Consider the following 16,706-nt stretch of genomic DNA (forward strand, 5'->3'; position numbering starts at 1 on the left):
TTACAAAGGACATCGCGCATGAAGCATCGTATTGCCGCCGGCACCCTCGGCACCCTGGCCATCTCCCTGTTGCTCGCCCATGCGCCCATGGCGCAAGCGGCCCAGCCCGCTACCAAAACCGTCGCCGTCAGCGCGCCGCAAGCCAAGCAGCGATTGCAGGTCGTGGCCGATCAGTACTACGATGCGCTGGCCCGTTTCGAGCCGATCAATGCCACCGAGAGCGGCGACAACCGTTTTGACGACCAGCTCGGTTCAGCCATCGTGCCCGCCGCGCGCGCAAAACAGTTCGCGCTGTACCGCCAGTACCAGAAGACCCTGCGCAGCATTGCCCGCGCGCAGCTGTCGCACCAGGACCAGATCAACTACGACATTCTCGACTATGAACTGGCCACGGCACTGAGCTTCGAGCGCTTCCCCGAATACCTGCTGCCCTTGAACCAGATGGACAGCATGCCCGTCACCCTGGCCAACTATGCGGGCGGCGAGGCATCGCAGCCTTTGACCACGGTCAAGGAGTATGACGCTTACCTGAGCCGTATTGGCCAGTTGCCGGGCTGGATAGACCAGGCCATCGCCAACATGAAAGTCGGCATGCAAAAGGGCATCGTGCTGCCGAAGGCGCTGACGGAGTCGGCCCTGCCGCAATTCAAGAAGCTCGTCAGCGCTACGCCGCAGGACAGCGTCTATTACACGCCCATCAAGAACTTGCCGGCCAGCTTTTCCGACGCGGACAAGGCGCGCCTGACGCAAACCTACACCGTCATCATCGGGGCCAAGCTGATGCCCGCGCTGCAGCGCCTGGCCACCTTCATGGAACGCGATTACCTGCCGGCCGGCCGCGCGAGCAGCGGCTGGAGCGCCCTGCCCGATGGCGCTGCCTGGTACCAGGCGCGCGTGGCCAGCAGCACCACCACGGATTTGAAGCCGGAGCAGATCCACGCCATCGGCTTGAAGGAAGTGGCGCGCATCCAGGAACAATATGCGATCGTGGGCCCGAAGATGGGCTACAACGGCCCGGCCGCCGGCTTGCCCGTGTGGGTGTCGGAGCAGGCAAAATACCGCCCGTTCAAGACGGAACAGGAAGTGCTCGACGTCTACCGCAAGCTGAACGTGCTGCTCGACAGCAAATTGCCCGCCCTGTTCACCCTGGTGCCGAAGGCGCCGCTGGACTTGCGCCTGGAGCCTGAACTGAGCCGCGACACGGCCGCCGACCACTACACGGCGCCGGCCGCCGACGGTTCGCGCCCCGGCGTGTTCTGGTCCGTCGTCACCGATCCAAAACTGTATGGCGACACGGGCATGACCACCTTGTTCCTGCACGAAGGCAAGCCTGGCCACCATTTTCACCTGGCGCTGGTACAAGAGATGGACTTGCCGAACTTCCGCCGTTTTGGCGGCAACAATGCCTTCACGGAAGGCTGGGCCCTGTATGCGGAAACCCTGGGCAAGGAAATGGGCCTGTTCGAGGATCCGGCCCAGTATTTCGGCCATTTGAACGACGAGATGCTGCGCGCCGTGCGTCTGGTGGTGGACACGGGCTTGCACACCAAGGGCTGGACGCGCGAACAGACGATCAAGTACATGCGCGACACCCTCGGCTATGACGCCGTGGCGAAAAGCGAAACGGAGCGCTACATGGCGTGGCCGGGCCAGGCCCTGGGCTACAAGATCGGTTCGCTGAAGATCGTCGAACTGCGCCAGCGCGCGCAGCAAGCGCTGGGAGACAAGTTCAGCCTGCCGAAGTTCCACGAAGTGGTACTCGGCGACGGCACCCTGCCTTTGAAACTGCTGGAAGCCAAGGTCGACCGGTGGATCGCGCAGCAGAAGTAAGCGACCGCACCTGAAAGCAAAACGGCAGCCCTTGACGGGGTTGCCGTTTTTTTTCGCCTGAACGTTTGATATTACACCAGCAGCGCGGCACTCATCGAGCGCACTTCCTCGGCCGATTCGGCCAGGATGCTTTGCAGGGTCTCGTTGTCGATAATGAAATCGATGACGGAATCGGATGGGGTGAGCATTTCCACGTACGTCACCTGCAAGGGCGACGGCACGGGCGACAGTTGCTTGGCCAACAACAAGGTATCGAGCAGGGAATCGGGCGGGATCGATAGCAAGCCATCGCGCAAGCCTTCGATGGCCTCGCTCACGGCCGCCGGGATCAGCAGCTTCTTCATGACTTCGCGGGAAATGATCTCTTCGGCGGACTCCATCCAGTGATCCGCATCGTCATCGAGCAGCCCGGGGAATTCATCGGCACGCGACAGCAGGTAAAAACCGCCCACCTCATGCACGATGCCGGCGAACAGCGCCGTGTCGGCATCGACGTGCGTCACGCGGCGGGCCAGCACGTGCGCCAGCGCCGCCACGTGGGCCGTGTGCTCCCACAGCTGCGTCGCCTTCTGGCGCAGGATGGGGTCGATGATCTTGCTGCCGAACTGGCGCACCACCATGGCCGCCACCAGCGCGTACAGATTGCGGTAGCCCATGCGCATGACGGCGGCGCGCACGCTGGTCACGGGCGCCGCATCGCCGCGGCTGTACACGGCCGAGTTGGCCAGCGCGACCGTGCGCGCCGCCAGCAAGGGCTCGGCCAGTACCAGTTTGATGGCATGGTCGATATGGCAATCCGGTTCAGCCAGGGCCAATTGCAATTGCAGTGCGGAATTAACACTTGTGGGAAATGTTAATTCACCGCGCACCGCCTGGGAAACAATTAAACCGAAAGCCTGTAGTTTATTCATCATACGATCAATCCGCCTCAGATATTTTCCTGGCCAACAATGTCATGCATTAAAAATTGAATGCCAGGCCCGGCCTTTAAAATACAGATGGCATGTCATTCGTCTGCATTGAGGAATCTGGCAAAGCCAGCGCTTGCAATAGCGATTCATCGCCGATGACAAACAACTTCGGCTGCTGTAATACCTGCAGCAGAAATGGCTGGCCTTCACGCAGGCGTCGGCGATAATCGGCCAGCGTATATAAGTTGGGATTGATTTTACGCCTTAAGGTTCGCTCGGCCGGGACCAATCCCGTCAACAGATCGCCATAATTGGCTTCTTCGCCCACCAGCAGCAAATCGATGGCGCTGCCAGGCATGTCCTGTCCCTTCGCCGTGGCGCCAGACACGAATGCCAGGTGCAGCTGGGTACGCAAGGGCGCCAGCGTCATGCTGAGCACGCCGACGATGCCGAAGGTTTTCTGCACCAGTCCGCACAACTCCGGATACACGAGACTTTCCTTGTTGGGCCAAAAGCGCCGCACATTACCGATCCGCTCCGACGTGATCAGCCCGGACTCATGCAGCCGGCGCAGTTCCCGCTGCGCCGATGCACTGCCCAATCCCGTCAAGCGCATGATCTCGTTCAAGTGAAAGCCTTCATTCACGCGGACAAAGAGCAGTCCCAGCAATTTCTGCTGGGCGGGAGTAAACAGGGCTTGGGCAATCATGTGCCAAATCTTAGCATGAATAAACTGGAAACTGGCGTGGCAGGGCTAATCGCAGGCGGTGGCGCAACAGTGCGCCGCCACGCCGTCTCCGGCCGGCCGCGCCGGCACGCGCCGCGCCACGGCGCCAGCTTGCGACGGCCCCGCCTCGGCAGAAAAGCGGGCGGCACCAGGCAAGCTTGTGAGCGCTCACTACTATGACGGCTTCCAACCGTAACTTTCCGCGCCTCGCCTCGCCACGCAGCGGCAACCGCGGCAACTCGATAAAACGCCGGGCAATGCCACCCGATAAACCGCCAGGATCAATGCCTGTATTTGCCATGTCCGTGCAACAGATTATTGAATGCTCCGTTCTTCAATAATGCCATTCAATAGCCCGCCTTAATAAAACAGGAAACCCGTTCCATTCAATTGATTAACACTTGCATGATTCAAATTGGCCAGCTTTTCATTGAATGCCCGATACCGGACAAATCGGCGCATGAAGGAAATACGGGCATAAAAAAACGGCACCAGGAATTTCTCCCAGGTACCGTGATTATTAATTGCCGAGGTAGCCGATTCCCCTTTAGCAGCGTGGCAACTGACGCTCTTCACTTTCCCACGCTGCTAGCTCTTTGCGTATTCGGTGCAATTTACCGGTGCAAATTACGGCAGCGCGCATAAAAAAACGGCACCCGCAGGTGCCGTTCTTGTCAGCTAGCAGCGTAGATTACGCTTCGTCGCCGTGGTGTTGCTGGGTTTCGATGTCCTGCAGCGCTTCGGCAGCTTCGCCAGCCATCGAGGCTTTCTCGGCCAGCAGCAGTGCTTGACGCTCTTCCACTTCCCACGCTTCTTTCTCTTTGCGTGCGCGGTGGAAGGCCAGGCCCGTACCGCCAGGAATCAGGCGGCCGACGATGACGTTCTCTTTCAGGCCGCGCAGACCATCGCGCTTGCCCATGATCGCCGCTTCGGTCAGCACGCGGGTGGTTTCCTGGAACGATGCGGCCGAGATGAACGAATCGGTCGACAGCGATGCCTTGGTAATACCCAACAAGACGTTTTCGTAGGTCGCTGGAATCTTGTTCTCAACGGCCATGCGATCGTTCTCGTCCAGCAGTTCCGAACGCTCAACCTGCTCGCCAACGATGTAGTTGGTGTCGCCGGCATTGACGATCTGAACACGGCGCAGCATCTGACGCACGATCACTTCGATGTGCTTGTCATTGATCTTCACGCCTTGCAGACGGTACACGTCTTGCACTTCGTCAACGATGTAACGTGCCAGCGCTTCGATACCCAGCAGGCGCAGGATGTCTTGCGGATCGGCCGGGCCGTCCACGATCATCTCGCCCTTGTTCACGACTTGGCCGTCATGCACCAGCACTTGTTTGTCCTTGGTGATCAAGAACTCATGCTTGTTGCCGTCCATGTCCGTGATTTCCAGACGCTGCTTGCCCTTGGTTTCTTTACCGAACGCAACCGTACCCGTGACTTCCGCCAGCATACCGGCATCTTTCGGCGAGCGCGCTTCGAACAGTTCCGCAACGCGTGGCAGACCACCGGTAATATCGCGCGTTTTTTGCGATTCGGTAGGAATACGTGCCAGCACTTCACCAACCGATACCTGTTGACCGTCCTTGACCATGATCAGCGCGCCGACCTGGAAGCCGATCGCCACCGAGTGTTCGGTGCCGGCGATCTTGACTTCTTCGTTCGCGTCGTTGATCAGCTTGACTTGCGGACGCAACGTTTTCGTCAACGAACCGCGACGTTTCGCATCGATCGCCACCAGGGTGGACAGACCGGTCACTTCGTCGACTTGACGGGCTACGGTGACGCCTTCTTCAACGTTCTCGAAACGCACTTGACCGGCGTATTCGGTAATGATCGGACGGGTCAGCGGATCCCACGTTGCCAGGGCCGTACCGGCCTTGATGACCATGCCGTCCTTGACGATCAGGGTCGCACCGTACGGTACTTTATGACGCTCACGCTCACGGCCATGGTCGTCGGTAATCAGCACTTCGCCGGAACGGGAAATGACGATTTGCGCGCCCTTGCCGTTCGTCACGTAACGCATGGTTGCCGTGAAGCGGATGGTACCGTTCGACTTGGCTTCCACCGACGATGCCACTGCTGCACGCGATGCCGCACCACCAATGTGGAACGTACGCATGGTCAGCTGGGTACCAGGCTCACCAATCGACTGCGCTGCCACCACACCGACGGCTTCGCCGGCGTTGACCAGCATGCCGCGGCCCAGGTCGCGGCCATAGCACTTGGCGCACAGGCCGAAGCGCGTGTCGCAAGTCAGTGGCGTGCGGACCTTGACTTCATCGATGGACAGACGCTCGATCTCTTCGACCATGTCTTCATCCATCAGCGTGCCGGCTTCGTACAGCGTTTCCTGGGTTTCAGGATTGACGACGTCATGCACCACCACGCGGCCGAGGATACGGTCACGCAACGGTTCGATGACCTCACCACCTTCGACCAGTGCCTTCATGACGGCGCCGTTCATGGTGCCGCAATCGTCCTCGATCACCACCAAGTCTTGCGTCACGTCAACCAGACGACGCGTCAGGTAACCGGAGTTAGCCGTTTTCAGCGCCGTATCGGCCAGACCTTTACGAGCGCCGTGGGTCGAAATGAAGTACTGCAAAACGTTCAGACCTTCGCGGAAGTTCGCGGTAATCGGCGTTTCGATAATCGAGCCATCCGGTTTGGCCATCAGACCACGCATACCGGCCAACTGGCGAATCTGGGCTGCGGAACCGCGCGCGCCGGAGTCGGCCATCATGTAAATGGCGTTGAACGATTCTTGCGTCGACTTGGTGCCGTCGCGGCGGATCACGTCTTCGACTTTGAGCTGGTCCATCATGGCCTTGCCGACTTCATCCGAGGTCTTGCCCCAGATATCGACTACCTTGTTGTAACGCTCGCCGGCGGTCACGAGACCCGAGGCGTATTGCTGTTCGATCTGTTTGACTTCCGACTCGGCCGTCGCGATCAGCGTGACTTTTTGAGGCGGTACCAGCATGTCGTCGACGCAGATCGAGATACCGGCGCGTGTCGCCAGGCGGAAACCCGATTGCATCAGTTTGTCTGCGAACACCACGGTGGCGCGCAGGCCGCACTTGCGGAACGACGTGTTGATCAGCTTGGAAATTTCTTTCTTTTTCAGCGCGCGGTTCAGGACGGAGAACGGCAAGCCTTTCGGCAGAATTTCCGACAGGATCGCACGGCCGATCGTCGTTTCGTAGCGGGTAACCGTTTTCTCGAATTCGCCCGTTTCGGCGTTTTTCGGGTATTCGGTAATACGCACGGTGACGCGGGTCGTCAGTTCGACTTCCTTGTTGTCGTAGGCGCGGATCACTTCCGACACGTCAGGGAACATCATCCCTTCGTTCTTCGCATTGATCGCTTCGCGGGTCGCGTAGTACAGACCCAGCACGATATCCTGGGAAGGAACGATCGATGGTTCGCCGTTCGATGGGAACAGGATGTTGTTCGATGCCAGCATCAGGGTGCGTGCTTCCATCTGCGCTTCGATCGACAGAGGAACGTGGACCGCCATTTGGTCACCGTCAAAGTCGGCGTTGAATGCGGCGCAGACGAGCGGGTGCAACTGGATGGCCTTGCCTTCAATCAGGACTGGCTCGAATGCCTGGATACCCAGACGGTGCAGCGTAGGTGCGCGGTTCAACATGATCGGATGTTCACGGATCACGTCTTCCAGGATGTCCCACACGACCGGCTCTTGAATCTCGACCAGCTTTTTCGCGGCCTTGATCGTGGTCGCCAGACCCATCAGTTCCAGTTTATTGAAAATGAATGGTTTGAACAGTTCCAGCGCCATCAGTTTCGGCAAGCCGCACTGATGCAGTTTCAATTGCGGGCCCACGACGATGACCGAACGACCGGAGTAATCGACGCGTTTGCCCAGCAAGTTTTGACGGAAACGGCCGCCCTTGCCCTTGATCATCTCTGCCAGCGATTTCAGCGGACGCTTGTTGGCGCCGGTCATCGCTTTGCCGCGACGGCCGTTGTCCAGCAGCGAATCGACCGCTTCTTGCAGCATGCGCTTTTCGTTGCGCGTGATGATCTCTGGAGCACGCAGCTCCATCAGGCGTTTCAGACGGTTGTTACGGTTGATGACGCGGCGATACAGATCGTTCAGATCCGAGGTCGCGAAACGGCCGCCATCCAGCGGTACCAGCGGACGCAGTTCCGGCGGCAGCACTGGCAGCACTTCCATGATCATCCAGTCAGGCTTGATGCCCGAACGTTGGAACGCTTCCAGCACTTTCAGGCGCTTCGCGTATTTCTTGATCTTGGCTTCGGATTTCGATTCCTTCAGTTCCACTCGCAGGGTTTCGGCATCGCGGTGGATGTCGATCGAGCGCAGCAGTTCACGGATACCTTCGGCGCCCATGAAGGCGGTGAAGTCGTCGCCGTACTCTTCGTACTTGGCGGCGTAGTCGTCTTCCGACATGATCTGGCACTTTTTCAGCGGGGTCATGCCTGGATCGGTCACGACGTATGCTTCAAAGTACAGCACGCGTTCGATGTCCCGCAGGGTCATGTCCAGGACCATGCCCAGACGCGACGGCAGCGATTTCAGGAACCAGATGTGGGCGGTCGGCGAGGCCAGCTCGATGTGGCCCATGCGCTCGCGGCGCACCTTGGCCAGCGTGACTTCGACGCCGCACTTTTCGCAGATCACGCCGCGGTGTTTCAGGCGCTTGTACTTGCCGCACAGGCATTCGTAATCCTTGATCGGGCCAAAGATCTTGGCGCAGAACAGGCCGTCGCGCTCAGGCTTGAAGGTACGGTAGTTGATGGTTTCCGGCTTCTTGACTTCGCCGTAGGACCACGAACGGATTTTCTCAGGCGAAGCGAGACCGATCTTGATTGCATCGAAGGTCTCGTTGGTCTGTACTTGCTTGAATAGATCGAGCAGTGCTTTCATGTATCACTCCAGAGGTGATTAAATTTCTATATTCCTGAGACTACATTGCCCGGCGTGGTTTCCCAGCCGGGCTTTGTGTTTCCCAAACCAAATGACGCTTATTGGGTCAATAAGCCTGTCGTTTAGTTGCGTTCGAGGTCGATATCGATACCCAGCGAACGGATTTCCTTGACCAGCACATTGAACGATTCCGGCATGCCGGCGTCGATCACGTGGTCGCCCTTGACGAGGTTCTCGTACACTTTGGTACGGCCATTCACGTCATCGGACTTGACGGTCAACATCTCTTGCAAGACATACGACGCGCCATACGCTTCCAGTGCCCAGACTTCCATCTCACCGAAACGCTGACCACCGAACTGGGCTTTACCGCCCAGTGGCTGTTGCGTCACCAGCGAGTAAGGACCGGTCGAGCGCGCATGCATCTTGTCATCCACCAAGTGATGCAGTTTCAGCATGTGCATGACGCCGACAGTAACCTTGCGCTCGAACGCTTCACCGGTGCGACCGTCATACATGGTCACCTGGTTTTTCGAAGCGGTCATGCCCAGGTTCTTGGCGATGTCGTCCGGATACGCCAGGTCCAGCATGCGGCGGATCTCTTCTTCATTGGCGCCGTCGAACACTGGCGTGGCGAATGGAACACCTTTTTTCAGGTTTTCCGCCAGCTTCATGATCTCTTCGTCGTCGAAGTCGTTCAGCTCTTCGGCACGGCCGTTGTCGTTGTAGATCGTCGTCAGGTACTTGCGCACTTGCTCGACCTTGGTTTGCGCCTTCAGCATTTCGCCGATGCGGATACCCAGACCCTTGGCAGCCCAGCCCAAGTGAGTCTCGAGAATCTGACCAACGTTCATCCGCGAAGGAACGCCCAGCGGGTTCAGCACAACGTCGGCTGGCGTGCCGTCGGCCATGTATGGCATGTCTTCCACAGGAACAATACGGGAAACCACACCCTTGTTACCGTGGCGACCTGCCATCTTGTCGCCCGACTGCAGGCGGCGTTTCACGGCCAGGTACACCTTGACCATTTTTTGCACGCCTGGTTGCAGCTCATCGCCTTGCGTCAGTTTCTTGCGCTTCTCTTCGAAGGCCAGATCGAACTGGTGACGCTTCTCGTTGATCGATTCCTTGATCGCTTCCAGCGCTACCGCAGCATCGTCGTCCGCAGGGCGGATGTCGAACCAGTGGTATTTGTCCAGATCGGCCAGGTAATCCTTGGTGATCTTGGCGCCTTTGGCCAGCTTTTTAGGGCCGCCGTTGACAACTTTGCCGATCAGCATTTTTTCCAGACGCTGGAAGGCATCGCCTTCAACGATACGCATCTGGTCGTTCAAATCCAGACGGAAGCGTTTCAGTTCGTCATCGATAATTTGCTGGGCACGCTTGTCGCGCACGATGCCTTCACGGGTGAAGACTTGCACGTCGATCACGGTACCGATCATGCCCGAAGGCACGCGCAGCGACGTATCTTTCACGTCGGATGCTTTTTCGCCGAAAATCGCGCGCAGCAGCTTCTCTTCCGGGGTCAGCTGGGTTTCGCCTTTTGGCGTCACTTTACCAACCAGGGTATCGCCGGCTTGTACTTCAGCGCCGATGTAGACGATACCGGACTCATCCAGACGTGCCAGCTGATTTTCAGCCAGGTTCGAGATGTCGCGCGTAATTTCTTCCGCGCCCAGTTTCGTGTCACGGGCAACAACCGACAACTCTTCGATGTGAATCGAGGTGTAGCGGTCGTCCTTGACGACGTTTTCCGAGATCAGGATCGAATCTTCGAAGTTCAGACCATTCCATGGCATGAAGGCCACGGTCATGTTCTGGCCCAGAGCCAATTCACCCAGGTCGGTCGATGCGCCGTCGGCGATCACGTCGCGCTTGGCAACACGGTCGCCCACTTGCACGATAGGACGCTGGTTGATGTTGGTGTTCTGGTTCGAACGGGTGTACTTGATCAGGTTGTAGATGTCGACGCCCACTTCACCAGCGGTAGCTTCGTCATCGTTGACGCGAATCACGACACGGCCCGCATCGATGTAATCGACGATACCGCCACGCAGCGCTTGCACGGTGGTGCCCGAGTCGACCGCAACAGTGCGTTCGATACCGGTACCGACCAGCGCTTTTTCCGGACGCAAGCAAGGCACAGCCTGGCGTTGCATGTTGGCGCCCATCAATGCACGGTTTGCATCATCGTGTTCGAGGAACGGAATCAGCGAGGCAGCGACGGAAACGATCTGGCCTGGCGCCACGTCCATGTACTGGATGCGTTCCGGGGAGACCAGGATGGTTTCGCCGGCTTCACGGGCCGAGACCAGTTCATCGGACAGCATGCCTTCGTCGTTGATGGTCGCATTCGCCTGAGCGATGATGTAGCGGCCTTCTTCAATGGCGGACAGGTAGTCGATCTGATCGGTAATCTTGGAGCCTTCGACCTTGCGGTACGGGGTTTCCAGGAAGCCGTATTCATTCAGGCGGGCATACAGAGCCAGCGAGTTGATCAGACCAATGTTCGGACCTTCCGGTGTCTCGATCGGGCAGACGCGGCCGTAGTGGGTCGGATGCACGTCGCGCACTTCAAAGCCGGCGCGTTCGCGTGTCAGACCGCCGGGTCCCAGAGCCGATACGCGGCGCTTGTGGGTAATTTCCGACAGAGGATTGGTTTGGTCCATGAACTGCGACAGCTGGGACGAACCGAAGAACTCGCGAATCGCGGCCGAAATCGGCTTCGAGTTGATCAGGTCGTGCGGCATCAGGTTGTCCGCTTCGGCTTGGCCGAGGCGTTCCTTGACGGCGCGTTCAACACGCACCAGGCCGGCGCGGAATTGATTCTCGGCCAGTTCGCCCACGCAACGTACGCGACGGTTACCCAGGTGATCGATATCGTCGACTTCGCCGCGGCCATTGCGCAATTCCACCAGGATCTTGATCACGGCCAGCACGTCTTCGTTCGACAGGGTCATGGCGCCGGTCAGTTCATCGCGGCCAATGCGGCGGTTGAACTTCATGCGGCCCACGGCCGACAGGTCGTAGCGGTCCGAGTTGTAGAACAGGCCATTGAACAGCGCTTCAACGGAATCTTCCGTTGGCGGTTCGCCTGGACGCATCATGCGGTAGATCGCCACTTTCGCAGCCATCTGATCGGCGGTGTCGTCGATACGCAGGGTTTGCGAGATGTAGGCGCCCTGATCCAGGTCGTTCGTGTACAAGGTCTGGATTTCGGAAATGTTGGCATCGCGCAGGCGGCCCAGCAGATCTTCGGTCAGCTCATCGTTCGCGGAAGCGACGACTTCACCGGTATCGCCATCGACGATGTTCTTCGCCAATACGCGGCCCAGCAGGTAGTCTTCCGGTACGGAAATGTGCTTGATGCCGGCAGCTTCGATATCACGCACGTGTTTCGCGTTGATACGCTTGTCTTTCAGCACCAGGGTCTTGCCCGACTTGTCGACGATGTCGAAACGCGCCACTTCGCCGCGCAGACGCTCGGAAACGAATTCCATTTCCGCGCCTTCGGAGCGCAGGTTGAAATTGTCGAAGACGAAGAAGTTCGCCAGGATTTGCTCATGCGACATGCCGATGGCTTTGAGCAGGATCGTCACTGGCATCTTGCGGCGGCGGTCGACGCGGAAGAACAGGATGTCTTTCGGGTCGAACTCGAAGTCCAGCCACGAACCGCGGTAAGGAATGATACGCGCGGAGAACAGCAGTTTGCCGGACGAGTGGGTCTTGCCGCGGTCGTGCTCGAAGAACACGCCAGGCGAACGGTGCAACTGGGAAACGATAACCCGCTCCGTGCCGTTGATCACGAACGAACCGGTGGTCGTCATGAGCGGCAATTCGCCCATGTAGACTTCCTGTTCCTTCATCTCTTTGACGACGGGCTTGGTTGGCGATTCCTTGTCCAGGATCACCAGGCGCACTTTCGCGCGCAGCGGCGACGCGAACGTCAGGCCACGTTGTTGACATTCTTTGACGTCGAAGGCAGGATCGCCCAGAACGTACGACAAGAATTCGAGGCGCGCAAAACCATTGTGCGACACGATAGGGAAAATCGAAGTGAAAGCCGACTGCAGGCCATCATTCTTGCGGCCGGACGGTGCTATGTCCTCTTGCAAGAAGCTATGATAAGACTCGAGCTGGGTCGCCAGCAGGAACGGAACGTGGTGAACGTTGGCGCGCTTCGCGAATGATTTGCGAATGCGTTTCTTCTCAGTAAATGAGTAGTGCATGGACACTCCGTGAGTGACAGAAAGGATAGAAAATTCAGGTTTTGCAAGTGTTCGTTTGCACCGCTGCGTGTGACACAGACGAAACCTCAAGGCTCTGCTTTCCGGCTTGAATCGAATAAAAACTGCTGCTACAACTACATGACAAATACGATGCAGACGACAAAGGAGCCAAAGTCGGATTTCCCCCCTTGCGAGGGGAAACCTCAGACTTTGACTCGGGCGCTAACTGCCGCCGGTACAGATATTACTTGATCGAAGCGGTTGCGCCGGCTTCTACCAGTTTCTTCTGTGCAGCTTCAGCGTCAGCTTTCGACACTGCTTCTTTCACAGTTTTTGGTGCGCCATCGACCAGGTCTTTAGCTTCTTTCAAGCCCAGGCCGGTGATTTCGCGAACTGCTTTAATAACGCCAACTTTGTTTGCGCCGAAGGTGTCAAGGATGACGTTGAATTCGGTTTGCTCTTCAGCAGCTGCTGCTGGGCCTGCTGCAGGACCGGCCGAAGCCATTGCTGCTGCGGACACGCCGAATTTTTCTTCGAATGCTTTAACCAGGTCGTTCAGGTCCATTACGGACATGGCGCTAACTGCTTCCAGGATATCGTCTTTGCTAATTGCCATTTTGAAACTCCTAAATTTATTACGTTAGTTACATCAGATTGGTACTGAGAGAAAAAAGCGCGCGCAATTAAGCGGCTGCTGGGGCTTCTTCTGCTGCTGCTTCTGCAGGAGCTTCGGCGCCTTCGCCTTTTTTCGCTGCCAGGGCAGCCAGACCACGTGCAAAGCCCGAAACCGGAGCCAGCATAACGCCCAACAACTGCGAAATGAGGACTTCACGGCTAGGAATGCTCGCCAACGCGGTGACAGCAGCTGTATCCAGCGGCTTGCCTGCGTAGTTACCTGCTTTGATGACCAGTTTGTCGTTGGTTTTAGCGAAGTCAGCGATGACTTTAGCTGCTGCAACGGCATCGGCCGAGATCGAGTAGATCAACGGGCCGGTCATAGCATCTGCCAGGCTGGCGAATGCGGTACCTTCAACGGAGCGACGAGCCAGAGTGTTTTTCAACACACGCAGGTACACGCCTTGGGCACGCGCTTTAGCACGCAGTTGCGTCAAGTGACCAACCTGGATGCCACGATATTCGGCCACGACGATCGTTTGCGCATTTGCTACTTGTGCGGAAACTTCGGCGACGACGGCCTTTTTGTCATTCAGATTGAGACTCACGGTCAACCTCCTTAAATGATGTTCGGCAATCACAACCGAGTGGTTGAGCGCCTTGCATCGGTTCGAACACGGCGTCCGAAGTCAAGAAGTACTAAACTGAGCGGATGGATTCACGCAGCATGAGGACTACAAAACTTGTTCGGGTACACCATCTGCGTTGGGCACCTGCCGTTGCCGGCAAGCCTATTAACCTTCTGCATGTGCGATCGCAGTCGGCCCAACGGTCTTTGATTGTCTGCCGGCCTGGTGCGAACACCGGGCCGACAGCCCAAAGATGCGCCCACAGCGCCCGAAGGCGCGTGGGACTTGATTCTGTTACTTAAGCTGCCAGGCTAGCCTGATCAACACGGATGCCAGCGCCCATGGTCGACGACAGCGAAACTTTGCGCAGGTACACGCCTTTGCTCGATGCTGGCTTGGCTTTGTTCAGTGCGTCGATCAGTGCGACCAGATTCGACTTCAGATCTGCGTCAGCGAACGATTTACGGCCGATGGTAGCGTGGATGATACCGGATTTGTCGGTACGGTACTGAACTTGACCGGCTTTCGCGTTTTTCACGGCGGTAGCGACGTCAGGAGTAACAGTGCCAACTTTCGGGTTAGGCATCATGCCGCGTGGGCCCAGGATCTGACCCAGGGTACCAACGATACGCATGGTATCTGGCGAAGCGATAACGATGTCGAAAGGCATGTCGCCGGCTTTGATCTGCTCAGCCAGGTCTTCCATACCAACGATGTCGGCGCCAGCTGCTTTGGCAGCTTCCGCTTTTTCGCCCGACGCGAATACAGCCACGCGTACGGTTTTGCCGGTACCAGCTGGCAGCACGACGGAGCCGCGCACCACTTGGTCGGATTTCTTAGGATCAACACCCAGTTGTACCGATACGTCGATCGATTCATTGAACTTGGCCGTTGCGCACTCTTTGATCAGAGCGACAGCGTTGTCGAAAGCGTACACTTTGGTACGGTCGACTTTGGCTTTCAAAGCCTTGATACGTTTGGATAACTTAGCCATTATACAACACCTTCCACCGTGATACCAATCGAACGAGCGGAACCAGCGATGGTGCGTACAGCAGCATCCATGTCGGCAGCGGTCAGATCAGGGGTTTTCAATTTAGCGATTTCTTCAGCTTGTGCGCGGGTCAGCGTACCGACTTTGTCGGTATGTGGCTTCGGCGAACCTTTGGTGATCGCAGCAGCTTTTTTGATCAGGTAGGTTGCTGGAGGCGTCTTCATCACGAACGTGAAGGACTTGTCCGCAAACGCGGTGATCACGACTGGGATCGGCATGCCTGGTTCCATACCTTGGGTCTGCGCGTTGAACGCTTTGCAGAATTCCATGATGTTCAGACCACGTTGACCCAGAGCTGGACCGATTGGTGGGGATGGGTTTGCTTTACCAGCTGGCACTTGCAGCTTGATAAAACCAATGATTTTCTTTGCCATGATGGCTCCTATCTTGGATTGAGTAGTAGCGCCCCGCCGATCCTACCCTGGCGGGGCTCCTCTGACCGGATTTTGCTGAGACTGCCGCAACGCTCCTGGTGGCGCTTGCTAATGCTTAAACTTTTTCGACTTGGCCGAATTCGAGCTCTACCGGGGTAGCGCGACCGAAAATGGTGACCGAGACGCGCACTTTGGATTTCTCGTAATTGACTTCTTCGACATTGCCGTTGAAATCGGTGAACGGACCATCCTTGATGCGGACTTGCTCGCCCACTTCGTACAAGGTTTTTGGACGGGGCTTTTCAACACCTTCCTGCATCTGCTTCATGATGCCGTCGATTTCGCGCGCGGAGATAGGCGTCGGCTTGTTCGACTTGCCACCAATGAAACCGGTAACCTTGCTGGTGTTCTTGACCAAGTGCCAGCTCTCGTCCGTCATTTCCATTTCAACCAGCACATAGCCAGGATAGAAACGACGTTCGGTGACGGACTTCACACCATTCTTGACTTCAACGACTTCTTCGATCGGCACCAGGATCTGGCCGAACTGGTCTTGCATGCCCGCGCGCTCGATGCGCTCGGTCAGTGCGCGCATGACGCTTTTTTCCATGCCGGAATAAGCATGCACGACATACCAGCGCTTGCTGCTTACTGGCACGCTCAGCGCTGCACCAGTGTCCGCTACCGGAGCGTCGCCCGGAACGGACTCGTCCGCCGCTTCATCATGCACATTTTCGCTCATTATTTTTTCCAACCCAGAATTACGTCATACAACAAAAACTCGAGCAATTTATCCGTACCCCACAGGAAAATCGCCATGACCAGCACAAAGGCAAACACGATCGCAGTAATCTGCGTGGCTTCTTTGCGGGTAGGCCAAACGACTTTCTTGGTTTCGCGCACAGCTTCTTTGGCGAAATTGAGAAATTCACGGCCGGTCGTCGAGACATACAAGAGCGCAACAGCAATAACCAAACCAGCCACAAGCGCGCTTGCACGCACCAGAGCTGGTTGGCCTGCCAGGTAATAAAACCCGACTACTCCTGCAATCGCAGCCACTATTGCCAGCGCGACTTTTATCTTGTCACTCGACGTGCTAACGGTTTGCACGGATTGATTTGACATTTTTCTACTTTCGGTGCCCTGCACCTTGACGGTGGCAGGGACGGAGGGCATCGAACCCCCAACCTTCGGTTTTGGAGACCGACGCTCTGCCAATTGAGCTACGTCCCTACGTAAAACTTTCGAGGAGTGCTATTCTACCACCCAGGACGCCCCGGGTGGAAGCATAACATTTCCTTATGCGAGGATTTTTGCAACCACGCCGGCGCCGACGGTACGGCCGCCTTCGCGGATAGCGAAGCGCAGACCTTCTTCCATCGCGATCGGGTTGATCAGCTTGAC

Annotated in this window: 11 protein-coding genes, 1 tRNA gene and 1 pseudogene; 1 reads left to right on the top strand and 12 read right to left on the bottom strand. The window is 57.3% G+C overall.

Going from position 1 to position 16,706, the window contains the following annotated elements:
- Window positions 1–18 precede the first annotated feature (18 nt).
- Window positions 19–1,830 carry a DUF885 domain-containing protein gene (locus IGS58_RS28800; RefSeq protein WP_151092218.1) on the top strand — a complete coding sequence of 604 codons (1,812 nt, stop codon included), beginning with the start codon at window positions 19–21 and terminating at the stop codon, window positions 1,828–1,830.
- 71 nt (window positions 1,831–1,901) lie between these two features.
- Here the strand turns inward: IGS58_RS28800 and IGS58_RS28805 are convergent, their stop codons facing one another.
- The 12 genes and pseudogenes from IGS58_RS28805 to IGS58_RS28860 form a co-directional block, all read right to left on the bottom strand.
- Window positions 1,902–2,741 carry an HDOD domain-containing protein gene (locus IGS58_RS28805; RefSeq protein ID WP_070259968.1) on the bottom strand — a complete coding sequence of 280 codons (840 nt, stop codon included), beginning with the start codon at window positions 2,739–2,741 and terminating at the stop codon, window positions 1,902–1,904.
- Window positions 2,742–2,817: 76 nt separating this feature from the next.
- Complete coding sequence (locus IGS58_RS28810) at window positions 2,818–3,369, bottom strand: ArsR family transcriptional regulator (protein ID WP_230523302.1); 552 nt, start codon at window positions 3,367–3,369, stop codon at window positions 2,818–2,820.
- 790 nt (window positions 3,370–4,159) lie between these two features.
- The gene (gene rpoC, locus IGS58_RS28815; RefSeq protein WP_034753138.1) at window positions 4,160–8,401 is read right to left on the bottom strand and encodes a DNA-directed RNA polymerase subunit beta'; all 4,242 of its coding nucleotides are present in this window, start codon (window positions 8,399–8,401) and stop codon (window positions 4,160–4,162) included.
- 122 nt (window positions 8,402–8,523) lie between these two features.
- Window positions 8,524–12,630: a DNA-directed RNA polymerase subunit beta gene (gene rpoB, locus IGS58_RS28820; protein WP_034783248.1), complete on the bottom strand. Its 4,107-nt coding sequence runs from the start codon at window positions 12,628–12,630 to the stop codon at window positions 8,524–8,526.
- Between the two features lie 244 nt (window positions 12,631–12,874).
- Window positions 12,875–13,246 (bottom strand): 50S ribosomal protein L7/L12, encoded by a 372-nt coding sequence (gene rplL, locus IGS58_RS28825; protein WP_034753136.1) that lies wholly within the window; start codon window positions 13,244–13,246, stop codon window positions 12,875–12,877.
- A 67-nt stretch (window positions 13,247–13,313) separates the two neighbouring features.
- Window positions 13,314–13,853, bottom strand: a complete 540-nt coding sequence (gene rplJ / locus IGS58_RS28830; protein WP_034753621.1) for a 50S ribosomal protein L10 — start codon at window positions 13,851–13,853, stop codon at window positions 13,314–13,316.
- A 319-nt stretch (window positions 13,854–14,172) separates the two neighbouring features.
- Complete coding sequence (gene rplA / locus IGS58_RS28835) at window positions 14,173–14,868, bottom strand: 50S ribosomal protein L1 (protein WP_230523303.1); 696 nt, start codon at window positions 14,866–14,868, stop codon at window positions 14,173–14,175.
- Window positions 14,868–15,302, bottom strand: coding sequence for a 50S ribosomal protein L11 (rplK, locus tag IGS58_RS28840; protein WP_034783246.1), 435 nt, complete (start codon window positions 15,300–15,302; stop codon window positions 14,868–14,870). Before rplK ends, rplA begins: the two co-directional genes overlap by 1 nt.
- Before the next feature lie 115 nt (window positions 15,303–15,417).
- The gene (gene nusG / locus IGS58_RS28845; protein ID WP_034753130.1) at window positions 15,418–16,044 is read right to left on the bottom strand and encodes a transcription termination/antitermination protein NusG; all 627 of its coding nucleotides are present in this window, start codon (window positions 16,042–16,044) and stop codon (window positions 15,418–15,420) included.
- Window positions 16,044–16,427, bottom strand: coding sequence for a preprotein translocase subunit SecE (secE, locus tag IGS58_RS28850; protein ID WP_010394308.1), 384 nt, complete (start codon window positions 16,425–16,427; stop codon window positions 16,044–16,046). The genes nusG and secE overlap by 1 nt, the downstream gene beginning before the upstream one ends.
- A gap of 32 nt (window positions 16,428–16,459) precedes the next feature.
- Window positions 16,460–16,535, bottom strand: a tRNA-Trp gene (locus tag IGS58_RS28855).
- Between the two features lie 66 nt (window positions 16,536–16,601).
- Window positions 16,602–16,706 (bottom strand): annotated as a pseudogene (locus IGS58_RS28860) (elongation factor Tu); the annotation flags it as partial.

Origin of the sequence: Janthinobacterium sp. EB271-G4-7A, from assembly GCF_020858075.1 — a bacterium.
Classification (GTDB): Bacteria; Pseudomonadota; Gammaproteobacteria; order Burkholderiales; family Burkholderiaceae_D; genus Janthinobacterium; species Janthinobacterium lividum.

What these genes read in the sequence shown, in the direction of transcription:
- IGS58_RS28805 (WP_070259968.1), bottom strand. Translation starts at nt 2,741, where the DNA reads ATGAATAAACTACAGGCTTTCGGTTTAATTGTTTCCCAGGCGGTGCGC.
- rpoC (WP_034753138.1), bottom strand. Translation starts at nt 8,401, where the DNA reads ATGAAAGCACTGCTCGATCTATTCAAGCAAGTACAGACCAACGAGACC.
- IGS58_RS28800 (WP_151092218.1), top strand. Translation starts at nt 19, where the DNA reads ATGAAGCATCGTATTGCCGCCGGCACCCTCGGCACCCTGGCCATCTCC.
- rpoB (WP_034783248.1), bottom strand. Translation starts at nt 12,630, where the DNA reads ATGCACTACTCATTTACTGAGAAGAAACGCATTCGCAAATCATTCGCG.
- secE (WP_010394308.1), bottom strand. Translation starts at nt 16,427, where the DNA reads ATGTCAAATCAATCCGTGCAAACCGTTAGCACGTCGAGTGACAAGATA.
- rplK (WP_034783246.1), bottom strand. Translation starts at nt 15,302, where the DNA reads ATGGCAAAGAAAATCATTGGTTTTATCAAGCTGCAAGTGCCAGCTGGT.
- rplA (WP_230523303.1), bottom strand. Translation starts at nt 14,868, where the DNA reads ATGGCTAAGTTATCCAAACGTATCAAGGCTTTGAAAGCCAAAGTCGAC.
- nusG (WP_034753130.1), bottom strand. Translation starts at nt 16,044, where the DNA reads ATGAGCGAAAATGTGCATGATGAAGCGGCGGACGAGTCCGTTCCGGGC.
- rplL (WP_034753136.1), bottom strand. Translation starts at nt 13,246, where the DNA reads ATGGCAATTAGCAAAGACGATATCCTGGAAGCAGTTAGCGCCATGTCC.